The organism is Pollutimonas bauzanensis, from assembly GCF_040393045.1.
In the GTDB taxonomy this organism is placed as follows: domain Bacteria; phylum Pseudomonadota; class Gammaproteobacteria; order Burkholderiales; family Burkholderiaceae_B; genus Pollutimonas; species Pollutimonas bauzanensis_A.
Genome location: NZ_JBEBUX010000077.1, coordinates 1 through 18,588 on the forward strand (window position 1 = coordinate 1; position 18,588 = coordinate 18,588).

At 53.7% G+C, this 18,588-nt stretch carries 18 protein-coding genes; 11 read left to right on the forward strand and 7 right to left on the reverse strand.

The window, feature by feature from the left end; translation table 11 throughout:
• On the reverse strand, window positions 1–2,290 hold a 2,290-nt coding region (locus ABWO67_RS12620), incomplete at its 3' end, for a TrlF family AAA-like ATPase (RefSeq protein WP_353152069.1).
• A gap of 618 nt (window positions 2,291–2,908) precedes the next feature.
• Here ABWO67_RS12620 and ABWO67_RS12625 point away from each other — a divergent pair.
• The 3 genes from ABWO67_RS12625 to ABWO67_RS12635 are packed head-to-tail and all read left to right on the forward strand — an operon-like array spanning window position 2,909 to window position 5,225.
• Complete coding sequence (locus tag ABWO67_RS12625; protein ID WP_353152070.1) at window positions 2,909–3,763, forward strand: UDP-2,3-diacylglucosamine diphosphatase; 855 nt, start codon at window positions 2,909–2,911, stop codon at window positions 3,761–3,763.
• Window positions 3,760–4,806 (forward strand): glycosyltransferase family 4 protein, encoded by a 1,047-nt coding sequence (locus tag ABWO67_RS12630; protein WP_353152071.1) that lies wholly within the window; start codon window positions 3,760–3,762, stop codon window positions 4,804–4,806. Before ABWO67_RS12625 ends, ABWO67_RS12630 begins: the two co-directional genes overlap by 4 nt.
• Before the next feature lie 11 nt (window positions 4,807–4,817).
• Complete coding sequence (locus ABWO67_RS12635) at window positions 4,818–5,225, forward strand: aldo/keto reductase (protein ID WP_353152072.1); 408 nt, start codon at window positions 4,818–4,820, stop codon at window positions 5,223–5,225.
• On the opposite strand, the gene ABWO67_RS12640 is transcribed toward ABWO67_RS12635, so the two are convergent.
• Complete coding sequence (locus ABWO67_RS12640; RefSeq protein WP_353152073.1) at window positions 5,215–6,396, reverse strand: esterase-like activity of phytase family protein; 1,182 nt, start codon at window positions 6,394–6,396, stop codon at window positions 5,215–5,217. The two genes, ABWO67_RS12635 and ABWO67_RS12640, sit on opposite strands and share 11 nt — an antisense overlap.
• Before the next feature lie 170 nt (window positions 6,397–6,566).
• Between ABWO67_RS12640 and ABWO67_RS12645 the strand changes: the two genes are divergently transcribed.
• The 3 genes from ABWO67_RS12645 (at window position 6,567) to ABWO67_RS12655 (ending at window position 7,782) form a co-directional block, all read left to right on the forward strand.
• Window positions 6,567–6,797 (forward strand): hypothetical protein, encoded by a 231-nt coding sequence (locus ABWO67_RS12645; protein ID WP_353152074.1) that lies wholly within the window; start codon window positions 6,567–6,569, stop codon window positions 6,795–6,797.
• 294 nt (window positions 6,798–7,091) lie between these two features.
• Window positions 7,092–7,397, forward strand: a complete 306-nt coding sequence (locus ABWO67_RS12650) for a cytochrome b/b6 domain-containing protein (RefSeq protein ID WP_353152086.1) — start codon at window positions 7,092–7,094, stop codon at window positions 7,395–7,397.
• A gap of 28 nt (window positions 7,398–7,425) precedes the next feature.
• Window positions 7,426–7,782 (forward strand): hypothetical protein, encoded by a 357-nt coding sequence (locus tag ABWO67_RS12655; RefSeq protein ID WP_353152075.1) that lies wholly within the window; start codon window positions 7,426–7,428, stop codon window positions 7,780–7,782.
• A gap of 45 nt (window positions 7,783–7,827) precedes the next feature.
• Here ABWO67_RS12655 and ABWO67_RS12660 read toward each other — a convergent pair whose 3' ends face one another.
• Both ABWO67_RS12660 and ABWO67_RS12665 read right to left on the reverse strand, forming a co-directional pair.
• Complete coding sequence (locus ABWO67_RS12660; protein WP_353152076.1) at window positions 7,828–8,010, reverse strand: CsbD family protein; 183 nt, start codon at window positions 8,008–8,010, stop codon at window positions 7,828–7,830.
• A 142-nt stretch (window positions 8,011–8,152) separates the two neighbouring features.
• Window positions 8,153–9,673, reverse strand: coding sequence for a helix-turn-helix transcriptional regulator (locus ABWO67_RS12665; protein ID WP_353152077.1), 1,521 nt, complete (start codon window positions 9,671–9,673; stop codon window positions 8,153–8,155).
• A 177-nt stretch (window positions 9,674–9,850) separates the two neighbouring features.
• Here ABWO67_RS12665 and ABWO67_RS12670 point away from each other — a divergent pair, with 177 nt between their 5' ends.
• On the forward strand, window positions 9,851–10,189 hold the full coding sequence (locus tag ABWO67_RS12670) for a hypothetical protein (protein WP_353152078.1): 339 nt from the start codon (window positions 9,851–9,853) through the stop codon (window positions 10,187–10,189).
• Between the two features lie 32 nt (window positions 10,190–10,221).
• The gene (locus tag ABWO67_RS12675) at window positions 10,222–10,566 is read left to right on the forward strand and encodes a hypothetical protein (protein ID WP_353152079.1); all 345 of its coding nucleotides are present in this window, start codon (window positions 10,222–10,224) and stop codon (window positions 10,564–10,566) included.
• Window positions 10,567–10,576: 10 nt separating this feature from the next.
• Here the strand turns inward: ABWO67_RS12675 and ABWO67_RS12680 are convergent, their stop codons facing one another.
• The gene (locus ABWO67_RS12680) at window positions 10,577–11,299 is read right to left on the reverse strand and encodes an FAD-dependent oxidoreductase (protein WP_353152080.1); all 723 of its coding nucleotides are present in this window, start codon (window positions 11,297–11,299) and stop codon (window positions 10,577–10,579) included.
• Window positions 11,286–12,101: a GTP cyclohydrolase FolE2 gene (folE2, locus tag ABWO67_RS12685; RefSeq protein ID WP_353152081.1), complete on the reverse strand. Its 816-nt coding sequence runs from the start codon at window positions 12,099–12,101 to the stop codon at window positions 11,286–11,288. The genes ABWO67_RS12680 and folE2 overlap by 14 nt, the downstream gene beginning before the upstream one ends.
• A gap of 420 nt (window positions 12,102–12,521) precedes the next feature.
• Here folE2 and ABWO67_RS12690 point away from each other — a divergent pair, with 420 nt between their 5' ends.
• From ABWO67_RS12690 to ABWO67_RS12700, 3 genes are all read left to right on the forward strand, one after another.
• Complete coding sequence (locus ABWO67_RS12690) at window positions 12,522–13,685, forward strand: TRAP transporter substrate-binding protein (protein ID WP_353152082.1); 1,164 nt, start codon at window positions 12,522–12,524, stop codon at window positions 13,683–13,685.
• Window positions 13,686–13,775: 90 nt separating this feature from the next.
• A complete protein-coding gene (locus ABWO67_RS12695; RefSeq protein ID WP_353152083.1) occupies window positions 13,776–14,402 on the forward strand; it encodes a TRAP transporter small permease subunit in 627 nt (208 codons plus the stop codon).
• The gene (locus tag ABWO67_RS12700; RefSeq protein WP_353152084.1) at window positions 14,399–16,297 is read left to right on the forward strand and encodes a TRAP transporter large permease; all 1,899 of its coding nucleotides are present in this window, start codon (window positions 14,399–14,401) and stop codon (window positions 16,295–16,297) included. The genes ABWO67_RS12695 and ABWO67_RS12700 overlap by 4 nt, the downstream gene beginning before the upstream one ends.
• Window positions 16,298–16,513: 216 nt before the next feature.
• Here the strand turns inward: ABWO67_RS12700 and ABWO67_RS12705 are convergent, their stop codons facing one another.
• On the reverse strand, window positions 16,514–18,205 hold the full coding sequence (locus tag ABWO67_RS12705; RefSeq protein WP_353152085.1) for a methyl-accepting chemotaxis protein: 1,692 nt from the start codon (window positions 18,203–18,205) through the stop codon (window positions 16,514–16,516).
• Window positions 18,206–18,588: the final 383 nt, after the last annotated feature.

The window sequence follows — 18,588 nt, forward strand, 5'->3', positions numbered from 1 at the left end:
GATGCTCTTCACCATGGGACGCCCAGCGCGCGACGTCGGCGGTGCGGGACACTCCGATGCTCAACTTCTTTAGGGTACCGCTGGTAGCCGCGAGCCGCGCCATGAGAGGCGCGTACAGATCAACAAGGGCCTGTTGTTCGCTAATGACTGCCGCGAACACACGTCCATAGGCGTCCTCGCGTTCCTTCTGAAGCGCCTTACGTCGCACCGCAGCGCCTTCGGCGTCTGTCAACTGAGACTTCAAAGTCTGCAACGCCTTGTTTTCGGTGGCAATCCGCTTGGAGAGTGAGGTGTACTGGTTTCGCACGACAGTATCTGCACTGATCAGCTTCTCCAACCGACCCATCTCCGCCTTGAGTACCGAAAGCGTAAGCGTGGAGAGATCGGCGTCGGGCGTGATCAGCATGACGCTCGGGTCTCCTTCGGGCACGGCGATGCCAGTCAGACTCGCAATCTGTTTGTCGGCCCACTCAATGTAGACAGCCAGCGCGTTGTCAACATCGCCTTTGTACACCAGCAGGAACAAGTCCCATTGGGCGTCGTTCAGACCACTTCCCGGATACCTCGCTATAGCCTGACGCAGCATTTCTGGCGCTTTGGCTGCACGGGTGTTTTCCACCTCATCCTGCATAGCAGAGAACGTCCTGCGCTGCGCAGAGAATGCTGTAATGCGGGTGGTCAGCGCTTGTACGGCGGCGCTTAGTTGACTGTGTCGATTGGCTTGGACTTCCGTACCCTTCAGCACGAACTTGGTTAAGTCGGTGCTGTAGCCCTTGATAAGGGTTTCCTTGCTTCCGACCTGGGACTTAAGGCTTGCGACCAGCGACTCCTTTTCAATTTCGGCAGCGATGCGATCCGAGATCGCGGCAATTGCCTCAACCTCGCGCTCGCGCGCTTGCTGAAAGCGCAGCGTTCGGTGCTCACGCAGTTGCTCAAAATCGAAAGCATCTTCTTTTTCGTCACCCTCATGTGCCTCGAAGATCACGCGCTCAATCTCGCGGACGAGACCTTCGGACGCACCTCTCGAAGAGCACAGCTCCTCTACGAATTGCTGGGAGAGATAACGCGCGCGGGGGTATATCCAAGTGTCGTTGATGTCTCTGCCATCGAGATGACGGTCCGTTGCATCTCCGCCACCCCAATATAAGTTGACTTTGCTGTCACCGATGAGCGGACGTGCCCTGACCAGAAATGACGCGCTGACGTCTCCATTTTCGCGCCAGGCATTCTCACCGATGGCATCGCATCCTGCCGCAATCATGTCGGCGAGAGCCGTCTTACCGGAGCCACGTGCGCCGATGATTGCAACCAAGCCCGGATTCAGTGGTATTGACTTGGTGGCTGACCAACTAGCACTTTCGATGTCGATCTTGGAAATCACCTGCGAAGGCATTGCGGTTTTTGGTGGCTCGAACCCAACACTGGATCTGCTGGCCGGATCGATGCAAGCCTGACGAAGTGCCTCGAACGTCAGTGCTCCCTTGATCCAGGAAAACCGATCTCCCATAGGTCGCGCTGCGGCAGCGAGGTTGTGCGCGTCGCTGCCGTGCATACACGGCTTACAGCCGCCGTATCGGTCTTGCAATTGCTGAACGCTAAGATCACGTAGACCGAGCCAGAATTCACGCTGCGCAGGGCTGCTGGTGAAAATAAAGTGTGCGAACTTTTCAATCTCCTGCCGTATGGTTTGGTCTGCGGCTTGGCGCAGACCAGATGTGCCATCCCCCGATCCTCCGGCGACACCAATCAGTATGTTGGCCTTTGCCCAAGCACTTTCAGCATAGGTCGCACGAAGCGTTGCGAAGTTGACTTTAAACTGAGTGGCGCCATGGGCGAGAGCAACACGGTCGTCCTTGATGGTTTTATCAGCGGTTCTACCAAGGCGAGTCAAGTCCTCGGGCGTACAGTCAAACCTGTCGTTGTGTGCCGAGAAATGAAGGCGAGAGAGGAATCTTCGAATTTCAATGACGTGATCCGGGTCGTCGGGACTCACCAGCAAATGCAGGTTCACAAAGCCATTTTTGGCTGCGACGTCGAGGCGCACCTCAATGTTGGGGATGATTAGAGAAATGCCCGACAGTCGCCCTTCGTCCTTGTGCCGACGCACTTCCTCGTACAGCGCCGTTGTATAGTAGTCAGTGATGGCAATAGCTTCGATGGAAGGTGCTGCGTTTTCGAGCGCCTTTAAATAACCGTCCCAGTCACCTGCCTTAAATTGATCATTGAGTACCGTGCCGGGCGCATGGATATGTGGCTCCCAGCGATGCCATTCTGAACCGCGCGTGATCATTTCCGCCCCTGTCGTTCTTATTTTGATAGCGTCCGGCTTGCCGGCACGCGGCCGCTAGGCTAGACAAAACACATACTGTAACAAAATTTGGTATATCAGTCCGATCCCCAAGAACCCAAGTGCTAATCAACTCAAATAGAGTTGTCGTCATTTTGGCAGCAGAATAGTGTCAACCAACTGTCAACAGCATAGCGAAATAAAGCACCTCTATAGCGCAACCAACGCGGCTTAAGCCTTTGATTGCGAAGGTAAAGCGCATACAAAGCGACTCTATGATACGGAATCATAATCCGCAGGTCCCCTGTTCGAATCAGGGATGCGCCACCAAGGAATATCAAGGGCTTAGCGATCACTCGCTAAGCCCTTTTCTGTTTCTTGTCCCCTCATTTTGCTCTCGTGTCCGAAATTTCCGGCGCCGGATGCGAGACAGCCTGAGACGTTCGGTGTTGCGACGACGCCTGGCTCTTACCCGCATCACGAATTGACAGTAGGACAAAAGCCTCCCGTAATCTGTGTGACAAGCACGCAACATGAACTTCTATTACTTGTTTTTGTCACGCCAGCGTCATGCACTGCAGGTGTAATGCAAACATTATTCATTTGCCTGTAAACAATCTCTTGGCTGAAAACCTAGAAAACGTCACGCACTTTCGTGCCATATGGATTTCGGATCTGCACCTGGGAACCGCTGGGTGCCAGGCCGAACCGCTACTGGACTTCCTGAAACAGCACGAGTCCGACACCTTATATTTAGTGGGCGACATTGTCGATGGCTGGCAATTAAAGGGCCGCTGGTACTGGCCACAATCGCATAATGATGTTGCGCAAAAAATTCTGCGCAAAGCCCGCAAGGGGACTCGGGTAATCTACATTCCAGGCAATCACGATTCCTTTGCGCGGGATTACGCCAACCTGCATTTCGGCGGCATTGAAGTGATGCACGAAACCGAACACATCACGCTGACAGGCAAACGACTATGGGTGACGCACGGCGACCTGTTTGACGGCGTCATTCAATATGCGCCATGGCTGGCTTACGTCGGCGATCATTTATATACCCTGGCATTAAAGTTCAACCGTTGGTACAACCGCGCCCGAGCGCGTATGGGTCTGGGATATTGGTCCCTGTCTCAGTACTTGAAGCATAAGGTGAAAAATGCCGTGCGCTTTATTACCGCGTTCGAGGAAGCGCTGGTACACGAAGCCCGCCAGCGCAACTTCGATGGTGTGGTTTGCGGGCACATCCATAAGGCGGAAATTCGGGATATCGACGGTATTCTGTACTGCAACGATGGCGATTGGGTAGAAAGCCGCACCGCCCTGGTCGAACACTGGGATGGGCGCCTGGAAATCATCACGTGGGTCCCTCCACTGCCCGCAAAGGTTAAAGCGACAAGCACCAAGACTCAAGTCACGACAACCTCCGTCACAGACCCGGCCAGCAGCCCGACGGAAGGAGTTCCATACAATTGAATATCATGATCGTGACCGACGCCTGGGAGCCACAGGTAAACGGCGTAGTACGCACCCTGATACAAACACAGCTTGAACTAAGCCGCATGGGGCATGAAGTACATCTGCTGACGCCGCTGGATTTTCGTACGATTGCTTGTCCTACTTACCCCGAAATTCGTCTGTCCCTGGCCTCCAAACGCCGGGTTGCAGCCCGAATTGATTCCATAGCACCTGATGCCTTGCACATCGCCACCGAAGGTCCGCTTGGCATGGCCGCACGCGCGTATGCGCTGCAGCGCGGCCTGTCATTCACCACCGCCTATCACACCCGTTTTCCCGAATACATACAGGCACGCATTGGTTTGCCACTGTCATGGTCCTATCGTTTCTTGCGCTGGTTTCATGGGCCGGCGACCGCCGTCATGGTACCCACGCCGGTCGTCAAGCGCGACCTGGAAACATACGGTTTTCCTGCTAGCCAGGTTGTACTATGGTCGCGCGGCGTGGATCTGGATCTGTTCAAGCCTGGGCCGCCCTTTCCCAACGAGGAAAAACCGCCAGTTTTCCTATGCGTTGGCCGGGTTTCCATTGAGAAAAATATCGAGGCGTTCCTAAAGCTGGATTTGCCTGGCACCAAATGGGTCGCCGGCGCGGGCCCCCTATTAAACGACCTGAAAAGACGTTATCCCGCAGTACGATTTACCGGCGTACTCGATCAGTCTGCGCTAGCCAGCCTTTATAACGCGGCTGATGTTTTCGTCTTTCCCAGCCGATCCGATACCTTTGGGCTGGTCTTGCTGGAAGCGATGGGATGCGGGTGTCCGGTCGCCGCCTACCCCGTCACCGGCCCTATCGACGTACTGGGCGACTCCGATGCCGGGGTTATGAGCGAAGATCTCCGCCAGGCTTGCCTAAGCGCGCTAAACATCCCACGCGAACGGGCTCGCGCTCATGCGGAAAAGTTCTCGTGGCGTGCGTCGACCGAAACCTTTCTGTCGCACTTGCAACCCTTTTCCAAGGATGCCGAAGCAGCGAAAAATGAGCATCACGCGCATCGCTGATGCGTGCCAAAATGCATCGCACAACAAGGCGGCGTCACGCCATCGGGAATAACGCCCCCCAAAACCACTACAGCCCCAAATGCTGTTGCTCATCCGCAGATAAGGCCGACCTCTGGCTCGCCGACAAAGCCCAGTATCTGCACACTAAAGATAGCTCGCTGGTGGATGTCATCGCCGCTCTGGCGGTGCGTAAAACGTGCACGACCGCACAAATCGCCCTGGCATGGCTACTGGCGCAAGGCGATGACATCGTGCCCATTCCCGGCACCACGCGTATCCCTCATCTGCACGATAACCTGGGCGCGCTGTCGGTGAACCTGGAACCCGGCGAGCTCGCCGAATTGAACCGGGCCGTCGTCGCCTTGCCGGTGGCGGGGGAACGCTATACTGAAGAAGGCATGAAGGGGGTTAATGCATGAGCCTACAAAGTAGCGGCCTTTGCAAAAGCACTTCAAATGCCAGGAACTGCGTTACCTGACTGGCATTGAAATTATCATCCGACACCAATACCAAGCTGTCGTGCCCATTGCCAAGCTTAGGCCCCCACGCCATGCCTTCAATATTATCCAGCTTGGGCAAGCCAAGCGTCGCCAGGTCGAGCACCAGCCGCTTGGTCACAGGCTGAAAACCAGCGCTCATCAATGAAACTACACCACTCACATCCGTGGCACCCGAAGTTTCTATTTCGTAGATACGAATGAAGTTGCTGTACTGACCGGCGGCGTTTTGCACTGCCGCGCGCTCAGCAATTAAAAACCGCTCATCATCGACTGCCAGTATTTCTGTGACCCCGTTATCGCCGAATTTGCCACTGGCAGGCACCCCGGGGATGGCATCAATGGGGTATGCCACTTGCCTGAGCATCTGTCCGCCACGACTGTATTGAGTGATCCGCGCCATAGCCCCCGCCGATGATGTCGGTACTGAACCGTCTTGCCAAATAGGCCCCTCCATTGCCACCCAAAGAGACTGCCCATCTCGCGCAAAGGTCATGCCTTCAAATGTCAGGTTGTTGCGCGAACCCACCTTCTGACCACGTCGCATAGAAAACATCGGTGGCGCAATCAGCTCTTCAATGAACTCCCCCGACCGTAAAGCTCGTCGAATGAACGGATTCAATCCCCGCAGGCGTTCGCCCTCGCTGGTGTACCAAATGCTGTTGTCCATGGGATCAAACCGAACAGCTTCCACATCCGCAATCTCGCCCGACTTCCAGCGACTTGAATAGGATTCACCATTTGGCTGCCTGAAAGGTGTCACCGTTGTCAGCGCCACCGAAGAAAACGACTGCGCGTCGTAAGTCAACGTCGCCGTGTAAAAACGAGCCACATTAAAATCGGAACGGTCGTCACTAACCAGGATCCAGGCATCTACCCTGGCATCGTAGTCAATCCCGGAAAGTCCACCCACGGTGGTGTGCTGAAACAACTGCTTGTGCGGAATCTGTTGCTCGCCGATAAAGCGCAATGTTTGCACGGACTGCCCCTGGCGCGCACCGGCAGTCGGGGATATGGTCAATGTCAGCGCCGATATGGCGACAGCGAGAATGGCATGAATATGCCGGCCGCAGATGGAACACAGGAGGGTCATAAATGGTGGGCTCAAAACTAGCTTGGCTGCCCACCTTACGCCAGCCGTTTGACCATTTCATGAATTACTGTGTGATCACCTCTTCCGTAAAAGGAATCAGGCAGACGGCCTATTGTGCCAGCCAAAGGTGGCGCACTAGAGTATCTCGAAAGCCCTGAGCAAGGAGGTCCATGCCTCACTCAACACCAACGATATGCGCCGCCTGTGCAGAAGTGGCGACGCTACCGGGTAATATCGCGCCGCATAAATACATGCGCATACAGGGGCAACGCCCCAGTCTAAGCGCCGATGGCGGATACGACACCCAATACCGATGCCTCGAGTGCGATACCGTTTGGGTGTGTCATACAGACAAATGGGGATTCACCTGCGGATTCAAGCTAGTGCCGACTGCCGAATAGCGCGGGGCACGATCACCAGCCAGACCTGCGACGCAATTTTTGGGACGCGGCCCGATTCAGATCTTTCGCCTCCTGCTCGGCATACTCCCGTTCTCCAGGCTCATACGATCCCTCGTGCATGCAACTGCTGCGGTTCCGTTCGCACTCGCTATCACGACCCGACGAGTCATCAAGCCCGATCACAGAGCACCCTGAAACGAGTGTGGCGAAAAACAGCGCCGCGCCGCATCGGCTAAACTTTTGAATGTACATTTCCCTGGCCCTACATTAATGCTATAGCCCTTCTTATAGCAGATTCTTGCAAGCCTTTTTCGGACTTGTAATGCGCATGATCACGCTGTACGGCCTAATGCTGTTGATTCCAGCACTGGCACTATGGCGCCAGCTGACTTGCTCCACGGCGTACTGGCTTGGAGCCTGCTTGCCCTGATCGCCGGCCATGTCAATATGGTGCTGATCCATCGCCATCACCTCAAAGACGACACCCTTACCCGTATGCTCGGGCCTGCACCGCCCTCGCAACCTGAAGGTTTAGCAAGGTCAGAATCACCTTACAAAGTGCAAAACTTCCCTAAGCTTCTAACACCGGAATTTTGCTAGGATAGGCACAACGACAGCGGGTGCCTTGATGACAGAACTCGAAAAAATCGACGCTGAAGAAACGCCAGGCAACAAGCGGCCTGGCAAACCCTTGCCCCAAGGCTACCGGCCAGGAATCATCACGGCGATCACCGTGCTGCTCGGCTTTTCACTTAGTTTTCTTAGGTATTGGGGGTTCGAAGCTCCGGGGGAATGGACACTTCAATCCATTCTTCCTGCTACAACGCTGGTGCTGGCGATAGTGCTGCAAATCACTGCTTTATATCGATCCCTGTCGGTTAAAGACGATGACGAATATGAATACAAGAAAACCGTCAGGTGGTTTATTGCTTCAGCAATCATGATGTTGATCGGCCTGGCATCAGCGGTATGGGAAGTGTCTTGATGTGGTGGCGGGCACGCAACCGCGCGCCCGCCAAGGTGTCATAACTTACTTATCAAGCGCATCGCGTAGGTCGTCTTTGGTCTCGCCTACCTTGCGCTGCACCTTTCCGACGACTTTATCGGCTTTGCCTTCGTTTTCGGTCTCACGGTCGCCAGTCACCTTTCCAACGGCTTCCTTGACTGTGCCCTTCACTTCTTTGGCTGCGCCTTTAATACGATCGTTATCCATGTTCGCTCCTTGTTGAATGACTCATGAATCCGCTTGGCCGTTGCAAGTCGTATGACGAAACGTCAACCTACTCAACGACTGCGGATGTCACCACAATACGCAAGGTAAAAAGAAGCAGAAAGACTAGTCTGCACTAACTGATCTAGTGTTTTTTAACTTTTGCCTGATGTTTTTTGCGATCAACAGGCTTTTCGTAGCCGATAATGCCACGATCCCGCGCCCACACTATGGCGGCGCTACGCCGATGAACGTCGATTTTGCTATAAATGGTTGCTATGTGATTGCGCACCGTATTGCGCGATAACTGCAAAGCGCCACCTATTTCGTCGTTATCCAATCCCTGGCAAATCAACCCAAGCACTTCGCGTTCGCGGGGCGTCAGGTCGGCCAGTTCACTTCTGCTACCAGCCTGACCTTGCGGCCGCCGAATTTGGGCCAGTTTTTCGATAACGGTGCGGCTGAACCATGACGTGTCTTGCATCACGGTTTCGATCGCCGCGATAAGCTCGACCTCTGACTGTTTACGTTGCGTAATGTCCTGCATAACGCCGAGCACGCAGCGTTTGCCGTTTATGGTGACGGTTTCGGCCGAAGCAATACAATCGATTAACGCCCCCTCTTTGGTGAGCAACTGGATTTCGTAATTGCGCACACTATTCGTTTTTTCCAGTAAAGCCTGCAGCTGTCGGTATTCCTGGGGATTTGCCCAAACGGCAAGGTAGGCCGTATCGCTGGCCATGACTTCTTCAACCGTATAACCCGTAGCCGTCAGGAAAGCGTCATTGACCTCAAGCAAACTGAAATTTTCCAGGGTGCTGACCGTCATAGGTACCGGTGCCAGCCGGAAGGCCTTGGAAAAGCGCTCCTCCATTTGTCGCAACTCGTCTTCCACCTTCTTTCTTGGGTCGAGGTCGTTGAAGGTAAACAGCATGCATGCCTCGTCTTCGACCTCGATAGTCTGGCCAGCGACGATGACCGCTTTTTTACTTCCATCCGGAAGCCTAAGCATGGCCTCTGTTTGCGGGATGGTCTTGCCTTCGTTAAGGCGTTCAATGGCAGCGTCTTTATCCTGTACCCCCTCGAGCACATCGATTTCGTATACGGAACTGCCTATGACTTTATCTCGGGTGTAGCCCGTCATATCCTGGAAACCCTGATTCACTTTCACATAACGCAAATCGGACAAGCGGCATATTACGGCAGGCGCGGGATTCGCATTAAAGGCTTTCTCGAAGCGCTCCTCAGCGTTATACCGCTCTGTGACGTCTTGCATTACCAATACCGCAGACTCGGCCGTGCCTGCATCGTCGCGCAAAACCAGGCCGCTAACCTGAAGCACTCGCCGAAACTCGTCGTCGTCCACCGAGGCAAGCTCGACCACCATATCGGTGAATTCGTCACCATTAAGGGTGCGTTCCATCGGGTATTGCGTCGCTAAAAGACGGTGGTTATTTCTATACTTGAGCTGGTACTTTTTCCGGTAACCCACTAATGTGCCGCCAAGGTCCTCTAGTTCGTTCACCCCATGCATGGCCAGCGCCGTACCGTTTGCCCATGCAATAGTTCGATCGAGATCAATAAGTATGACTCCTTCCGATAAGCCGGAAATAATCTGCTGAAGATGTCGGCGATGAGAGGTAGGTACGCGGGCGGTATTGTTCATTCATTGTCCAGGACAAGTGCGTCGTTGATGGCGTTGCCAATATCAAACAAGAACAGCTTATACAAGCGAAACTGGCCTAGCCAAGCATAACCTTGTCCTGGAAACTTTGAACCCTGTCAAAAATACTATATCGGCTGGTGAAACGGCATCTAGGCGGCGTGCCGGCGGCTTCCTAAGATGAGCACGTTCCGAATTGCGGAAGGCGCTTCACTATGCTGGACGGGCTATCAGATGAGCTACGAGAAATTTATCCAGGAACTTGCCAAGGGTATGGGAGGCCAAATTATTGGATACACCAATACGGACAACGATAACGCATGCCTGATTTACCTGAAAAGCCTCAAGCATCGGATTCTCGTTCCGGCTGAAACCATCGAGACTAAACGGGCAGAGGTTATCCTGGCGCTGCGGAGCAAGATCAATGAAGGGCTCAATGGCACAGCATTGCTTGTCTTAAAAGATGATGGGGATAAGCTGGTTTTCGAGGGAGAGGAAAAAACCGGTGAACAACGCTAAAATGACGCTCCAGCAATTGATGTGAGTAGAAAATGGCAAACAAGAACCGTGTCGAGGGTGCTGAAGCTATCGTCGGGTTCATGCACGATGCGAGGCTTCCCTACGGAACAGCGCAAGATACCCGGGCAGAACTGACTATTTCCGCCAAAGCGGGCGATAAATGGCGACTGACCAAAGTACCTATGCCCGTTTCTTTCCGGCTCAGCGGCGATGCGCCTGAGGTGCTTATGGAATCGCTCAAGCCACCCTTCTATAAAGAATACCGCCCAGAGCACGGCACCCATTTTTCTTATGACATGATCAAAAGAAAGCTTTTCATTGAAGGGTACTTAAACAAAGGCCGCGGTGACCCTTATGTTTTGTGCCTGTCCCGATAGCGCCAGGTTGTCAATATCCGTAAAACTCTTCAGTCCGGATATCGTCATCATCAACACGCGCTTTACTCAAAGTTAGCCTGACGGCAGCGACCATAGCGGGTGGGCCTGCCAGATAAACCACTGGCTCGGCTAGACCGGCCATCACGTCTTTCAGCATGCTTTCATTCAACAAACTCGTTTCACCCGACCAAGCCTGACTCGAGTTGGCCATTTGCGTCATGGTGGCCAGCATGCGAAAGCGGCGGTTTTTTTGCTCCAGCGATCCAAGCTCTTGCAAAAAGGCAGCGTCCTCAGGACGCCGGTTGGAATAAACCAGCAATAAGTCCTGCGGCAAAGCGTCGTGCGCCGCCTGGCGCAACATGCTCATGAAAGGGGTAATACCGATTCCACCGGCAATCAACACCCCCGCCCGGCTTGTTTTGTTATGCAGCACCAGCGAACCAAAAGGGCCTTCAATATGTACCAAGGCACCTGAACGCAAGGAGCCGAGCCTGCGCTTATAGGCACTGTCGCGCATTCTTGTCGTTATGCACAACTCGTTTTGAAACGGCGCGCTGACGATCGAGAAGGTATGGCGTTCGCCTTGACCAACGGGAAGGTCTGGAGCGAGCAAAATCAAGTCTATCGCCTGGCCAGCTTTAAAGGTAAAGCCGATCGGCTTCGAAAAGCAAAATGCCGAGGTTCCTTTTGCCACCTCGCTGCTGGATATCAGTGTCGCCTCATGAATGGTCATGTGCTTCCCCTTTGCGAACAATACGCGCGAAAGCTGAATGGTTATGTATGGATTCGAAATTTTCCGCTTCTACGGTAAAGCCGTTGATACGCGCATCCTGATCCAACGCCAGCGCCACATCGCGCACCAAGTCTTCGACAAACTTGGGGTTATCGTAAGCCCGTTCCGTGACATATTTTTCGTCTGCCCTTTTAAGCAAGCCGTATACCTCGCAGGAAGCGCCACGCTCGGCAATGGCCACCAGCTCCTCGATTGAAACGAGCTGTTCGAGATCGACTTCAATGTGAATATGCGAACGCTGGTTATGGGCACCGTATGCGGAAATCTCTTTCGAACAAGGGCACAAGCTCGTAGCAGGCACGCTTACCTTCATGCGCAACCCGACCGCTCCGGCGTCGCGCCTGCTTGCTGTCCAGCATACGTCATAGTCGAGCTGGCTTTGCACACCCGACACAGGTGCGGTCTTTGTCATAAAGTAAGGAAAACGCATCTGGATTTCGCCGCTTTGCGCATCAAGCCTGCTTAACATCGCCGGGACTATCGCCCTGAAGCCCTCCAGATCCAAGGCCGCCTTCTGTACTTCCAGTATCTCGACAAATCGCGACATATGCGTGCCTTTGGCGGTAGCCGGCAGTTCCACAGTCATGGTCAATAAAGCAATGGTTGGCGTAATACGCCCACCTGAACTTACGCTCAGCGGATAACGCACATCTTTTATGCCGACCGCGTCAATATACAAGCCCCGTCGGTCATGGCTGGACTGAATATCCGGCAATGAAAGCAGGTTTCCATACATATCCATACCGACTCCTTGGTTGACCCCATGTTGCACGATTAGACGCCGCGCAGATGCCTGCCGTTCCCGAATCAGTTCAGAAACCGGTTCCCGCCTAAGCCTGATTTTTGCGCCAAAACGATACAAAGCCAGGTGCGAACCCTAAAAAACCGGCACAAATTTCTACGTGATAACCCTGCATCAATGGCTGGTCAACAGCGTATTCGCGTGGCGGCCGTATCGTCTTGCAAGCTGTTGAAAGCCGCGTGAATACTGGCTTTCAATTTTCTTTCATGGCAATTTTAGATTCACCAAAAGGCAGTTTTACCGCAGCTGAAGGTTATTGACTGGCATATTTGAATAGCCTATAAATGCGACGGCAGTTGAACGTTTGTACCTTGTTGCAACCAACGACACAAAGTAAATATAAAAGGCCAGGAGACACTCATGAAAAGCAGCTCGACAGAAGTCAGCACAGTCACTCAAGGAAAATCATCGCGCCGGCAGTTTTTGGGCGGCGCGGCAGCTGGAACGGCCGCTGTGGTATCGATGGGCTTTCCATCTATCGTAAGCGCGCAGACCCCTATCAATTTCCGTTTTCAAAGCACATGGCCAACGGTCGATATCTTCCACGAATTCGCCCTTGATTTCGCCAAGAAAATCAATGATATGACAGGCGGCGAACTAAAAATCGAAGTATTGCCAGCCGGCGCGGTCGTACCTGCCTTTGCGCTACTTGACGCTGTATCCAAAGGCACCCTGGACGGCGGCCACGGCGTGCTGGGCTACAACTACGGCAAACAGAACGCACTGGCACTATTTTCATCAGGCCCAGCCTTCGGTATGGACGCCAACATGATTCTGGCCTGGCACAAATACGGTGGCGGCAAGGAACTCCTGGCCAAACTGTATACGTCGATTGGCGGCAACGTTGAGTCTTTCCTTAGCGGTCCCATGCCAACCCAGCCTTTCGGCTGGTTCAAGAAACCCGTGACCAAAACCGAAGACCTGAAAGGCCTGAAGTTCCGCACCAACGGTTTGGCCATTGACCTGTTCACCGCCATGGGCGCTGCAGTTAACGCATTGCCAGGTGGCGAAATCGTACCGGCTCTGGATCGCGGCCTTCTGGATGGCGCTGAGTTCAACAACGCCACATCCGACCGCCTGCTAGGCTTTCCCGACGTGTCCAAGGTTTGCATGCTGCAAAGCTTCCACCAGTCGTCCGAAACCTTCGAAATCATCTTCAACAAAGAAAAATACGCAGCGCTCCCAGACAAGATGAAAGCCATTATCGCCAATGGCGTGGAAGCGGCATCGGCCGATATGTCGTGGAAAGCAGTTGACCGCTACTCGCAAGACTACATCAAGCTGCAGAAAGACGACGGCGTCAAATTCTACAAAACACCCGACGCCATCCTGCAGCAGCAGCTTACGGTGTGGGACCAGATCGTGGAAGAGAAAAGCAAAACCAACCCCATGTTCAAGGAAATTGAATCATCGCAAAGGGCTTTCGCCGCGCGCGCCATGGCATGGGATATGGACACCAACAACAACCGCCGCATGGCCTACAACCATTACTTCGGTCGTAAAGCCGCACCCAAAAAGAGCTAAGCCGTAGCGCTATGCAACTTATGAATACCACCCGGCAACGCAAGGGTGGTATTTTTTACTCGGCTGCTTCCCAGCAAGGTGATTTCTACCATGCAAAAAATTTTGCTAATTATTGACCGGGTAAACACCTGGATAGGACAGCTTTTTGGCTGGTTTGTCCTGGTGCTTACCTTGTTTGTGACATACGAAGTCTTTTCGCGCTACGCATTAGGCTCGCCCCACTCCTGGTCGTTCGACGCCATGAACATGATGTACGGCGCCCTATTCATGATGGCTGGCGCCTATACCCTGTCCAAGAATGGCCACGTGCGCGGAGACGTGCTGTATGGCTTTTTCCCCCCTCGCTTGCAGGCTGGACTGGATCTGAGCCTTTATATTTTGTTCTTCTTTCCGGGTGTGCTGGCATTGTGTTGGGCTGGCTACAACTATGCCGCGGAATCGTGGGCGATTGCAGAACACTCAACCATCACCGCCGACGGACCGCCGATATATCCCTTCAAAGCCATCATCCCGCTTGCAGGCATTACCTTGCTGTTCCAGGGATTCGTTGAAGTCGTCTATTGCATACAGTGCCTGAAGAAAGGCTCCTGGCCAAAACGCGACAAAGATGTGGAAGAAGTCGACGTCGACAAGCTCAAAGATATGGTGCACGTCACCGAAGACATCAATGAACTTGACCCCATCGTCATCCAGCAACAAAAGGGAAGCCATTCATGAGAAAAGAAGTCTGGTTTGGCCTTTCCATATTGGCCGCAATTGTTATTGCCATAGCCGTCCTGATGCCGTCCCCGGCGGACCTTACTAACGGGCATCTTGGTTTACTCATGCTGGCACTGATCGTTGTCACGATCATGCTGGGTTTTCCAACCGCCTTCACCCTGATGGGCATGGGGGTAATGTTTACCTACCTGGCCTATCGAAACATGGGCCCGCAACAGGCCATCGCACAAACGCTGGACCTGATGGTGCTGCGCACCTATGCGGTCATGACCAACGATGTGCTGATTGCTGTGCCCTTGTTTATTTTCATGGGCTATTTGGTCGAACGTGCCAACCTGATCGAAAAGCTGTTTAGAAGCATGCATCTGGCCATGGCTCGCGTGCCAGGGTCATTGGCTGTAGCAACCGTGGTTACCTGCGCCGTATTTGCTACGGCTACCGGTATCGTGGGCGCCGTGGTTACCTTGATGGGGCTATTGGCGCTGCCCGCCATGCTCAAGGCTGGATACAGTGTAAAGCTCTCCGCCGGCGCCATTACGGCTGGCGGCTGCCTTGGCATCATGATCCCGCCTTCAGTGCTGTTGATTGTTTACGGCGCCGTCGCCGGTGTGTCAGTAGTCAAGCTGTACGCAGGCGCGTTCTTTCCCGGCATCATGCTGGCGCTGCTATACGTCATCTACATCATGATCGTGGCCAAGCTCAATCCTAAGGCTGCGCCCCCGCTGTCCGAGGAAGAGCGCCGGGTAACGTTGCCGGAGTTCGCTGAAATTACCAAGCGCACTATCAGCAACCGTGTCCTGCCCGGCCTGATCGGTGCAATGAAAGGCAAGCGCAATGCCGCCGTGCCTATGCGCACGCTATTCAACCACCTGGTCATTGCCCTGCTTCCCGCCCTGGTTTTCGTCGCTATCATGGGCTTGAGCTACAAAATCGTCACCGCACCCCTGCCGCAACAAGCCAGCGGCTTGGTTGAAATGGGTTTCGCTTCAGACACTGATGGCTCCAGCCACTTTGACAGCGGCGGCTTGCAAGAGCCCGAGATCGAAGGAGGATTGGCAGAACCCGAGGCAAGTGCCGCCGCTACACCAGAATCTGCGGCTACGAAAGCTGAACCCGAAGAGCAAGTGGCAAATGAAAGCCGACCTGCCCCCGCAGCATTCTGGATCCTGCTGGCCATTGGCACCATCATATTCGTCGCCTTCTACGCAATGTTCACTTTTGCGCGGCTTGAAATATTCAAGATGTTGCTGAGCTCGTTCTTCCCCCTGGCCATCATGATACTGGCAGTGCTTGGCAGTATCGTATTCGGGTTGGCCACACCGTCGGAAGCAGCGGCAATGGGATCATTCGGGGGCATCCTGCTGGCCCTGGCCTATCGGCGGCTGAACCTGCCGATGCTGAAAGAGTCGGTGTATCTGGCGGCCAAGACCAGCGCCATGGTGTGCTGGCTGTTTGTCGGCTCCAGCATTTTCTCGGCGGCGTTCGCCTTACTGGGCGGACAGGAGATCATCAATACATGGGTCTTAGGCATGGATCTGACCCCCGTGCAATTCATGATCCTGGCCCAGATCGTCATCTTCTTGCTGGGATGGCCGTTGGAGTGGACAGAAATCATCGTGATTTTCATGCCCATCTTTTTGCCGCTATTGGCGCACTACCAGATTGACCCTCTATTTTTCGGGCTGCTGGTAGCGCTAAACCTGCAGACGGCGTTCTTGTCGCCACCCGTTGCCATGTCGGCGTTTTACTTAAAGGGGGTAGCGCCGTCGCATGTCACACTGAACCAAATCTTTGCGGGGATGCTACCGTTCATGGGCATACAGATTATTGCCATTGTGCTTCTGTACCTGTTCCCCGCCATTGGTTTGTGGCTGCCACAAGTCCTGTATTAACAAGCTAGTAGCGAACTAGTGTTACCCAAGGCCGATCTCTTGTGAGATCGGCCTTTTTCTTAGCCTTGCTGGCCCTTACGCCACATGACGAATACAGGGCCTGGATGGATATGCCGATTGCTATCCTGACCAGCTTATCTATTTCATAGGTTCTAAGAACAGCGATTGGTTAGTCTTGTCATATGTGGAAAGTCCATGGTGATAGAAAGCAAAACACTAAAACTCTTCCCATTCCCCTTCTTTTACCGCATTGACCGGCGCCTTGGACATCAGGCGCTTATGAGCCACTGCTGCATGCCGAGTAACTGGCGCCGCAACAGAAACACTGGGCTGGCGTTCGTTATGGTTGACCTTGAAATGGCTTACGGTATCGAGCAGCAAACTAGCCTGCTCGCTTAAGCTGCCTGACGCAGTGGCCGACTCCTCTACCAGCGCTGCATTCTGCTGAGTTACATCGCTAAGCTGCAACACTGCATCGTTAATCTGGCCCAGGCCCGAGGTTTGTTCCTTCGTTGCCGCACTGATTTCGCTCATCAAGTCAGTCACCTGCTTAATTTCAGCCACAATGCCCTGCATCGCCTCGCCCGCCGAATCCACCAGCTTGCTACCCGTTTCTACGTTGAGAACGCTCTCGTCAATCAGTGTCTTGACATCCTTGGCAGCTGCCGCACTTTTCTGAGCCAGGCTGCGCACCTCGGACGCCACCACGGCAAAGCCGCGGCCCTGCTCACCTGCGCGGGCAGCTTCAACTGCCGCGTTCAACGCCAGAATATTGGTCTGGAAGGCAATACTATCGATCACGCCGATGATATCGACGATACGCTTGGACGAATCATTAATATCGGCCATGGTCACGACCACGTCATTAACCACTTCACCGCCCTTGGACGCCGACACACTGGCCGCAGCCGCGCGCTGCGCTGCTTGCTGAGCCACGTCAGCATTGCTTTTCACCGTGCTCGACAACTCTTCCATGGCCGCGGCAGTTTCGGTCAGGTTCGCAGCCTGCTCTTCCGTACGCTGAGACAAGTCGGCATTCCCCGCTGCAATCTGGTTTGCACCCGTCGCAATGCTATCGCTGCTGGACAGTATCGAAGCAACCAACTTACGCAAAGACTGCTGCATGGTGCTCATGGCAAGCATCACGCTACCCTGCACCGCGTGAGAAGTATCGATACGTCTGGTCAAGTCACCTTCGGCAATGGCGTTGGCAATTGCAGCAACCTGGGCTGGCTCGCCACCCAATTGACGGGTCAAGCTGCGGGTAAGCATCCACCCCAACAGCAATGCCATCAGCACACCAATAGCCGTCAGGACATTCATAACAATCACTGTGTTGGTATAAACATCGGCAATTTCCGCTGCAAAACGCTCAGCATTCGCGCGCTTGGTTGCAAGCAACTCGCCCACGACAGCTTCAGCGGCATTACCCAGCGGCCGTGCATCTTGCATTAATACGATGGTGGACTTGTCAGCCTGGCCCGGCGCCTCGAGCTTGAGCTCGGCCAATACTCTAGAAAGTCCAGCTTCGTATTCCTGCACCGAAGCATGTGCCCGAGCCACCATCTCTTTTCCGGCTGCGGTAACAAATAAGGCGTCCAACCTATTTAGATCAACCTTGACTGCGGCCATGCGCTCGGTGATCTTATTGAGCTCGACTTCCCGGTCGCCAATTGTTTGCACGAGCAAAGCCGAACGCATGGATCGGCCCGCAGCCACCAGCATCGAATTAGCCCTCGAAGCGTGATCAAGCCCCGCAAGCTCTATGTCGTGCATACCAGCAGCCATGGTATTGACTTGGCCTGTTGCTCTAATGCCCACCATACCGATAATGGCGGCGATAAGGGCAACAATTAAAAAAGAACCAATCAACTTGGTTCTAACGGTAAGGCTGGCAAGCCAATTCATGCAGTTTCTCCAATTTTTACTAGAACGATTGCCCTTGATAAGGGTTTTCCCTAGTGTGAATTGTAGAGACTTGAACTTATGAAGTATGCAGAGAACTAGCCGGATTGATGCTGGTAGTTTGATGCTATCGGGTACACCTCACATAACAAATAATCAATTCCTTGCGTTACACCTAAAGTTCCTGAGCTCCCCGCCGTTAATGCCTATGAACAGGAAGAAACCGGCTTTGCTTTACAGCGGTACCAAGCAGCCCATCGCGTAAAACCGGCTCTTTTCTTCTTGGCGACCAGGCGAAATAAATTCGTCAAACTTATTCCTCTCAGGAGTTATCCATGTCAGTCATTAACACCAACTCGCTTTCCCTGATTGCCCAAGGCAATCTG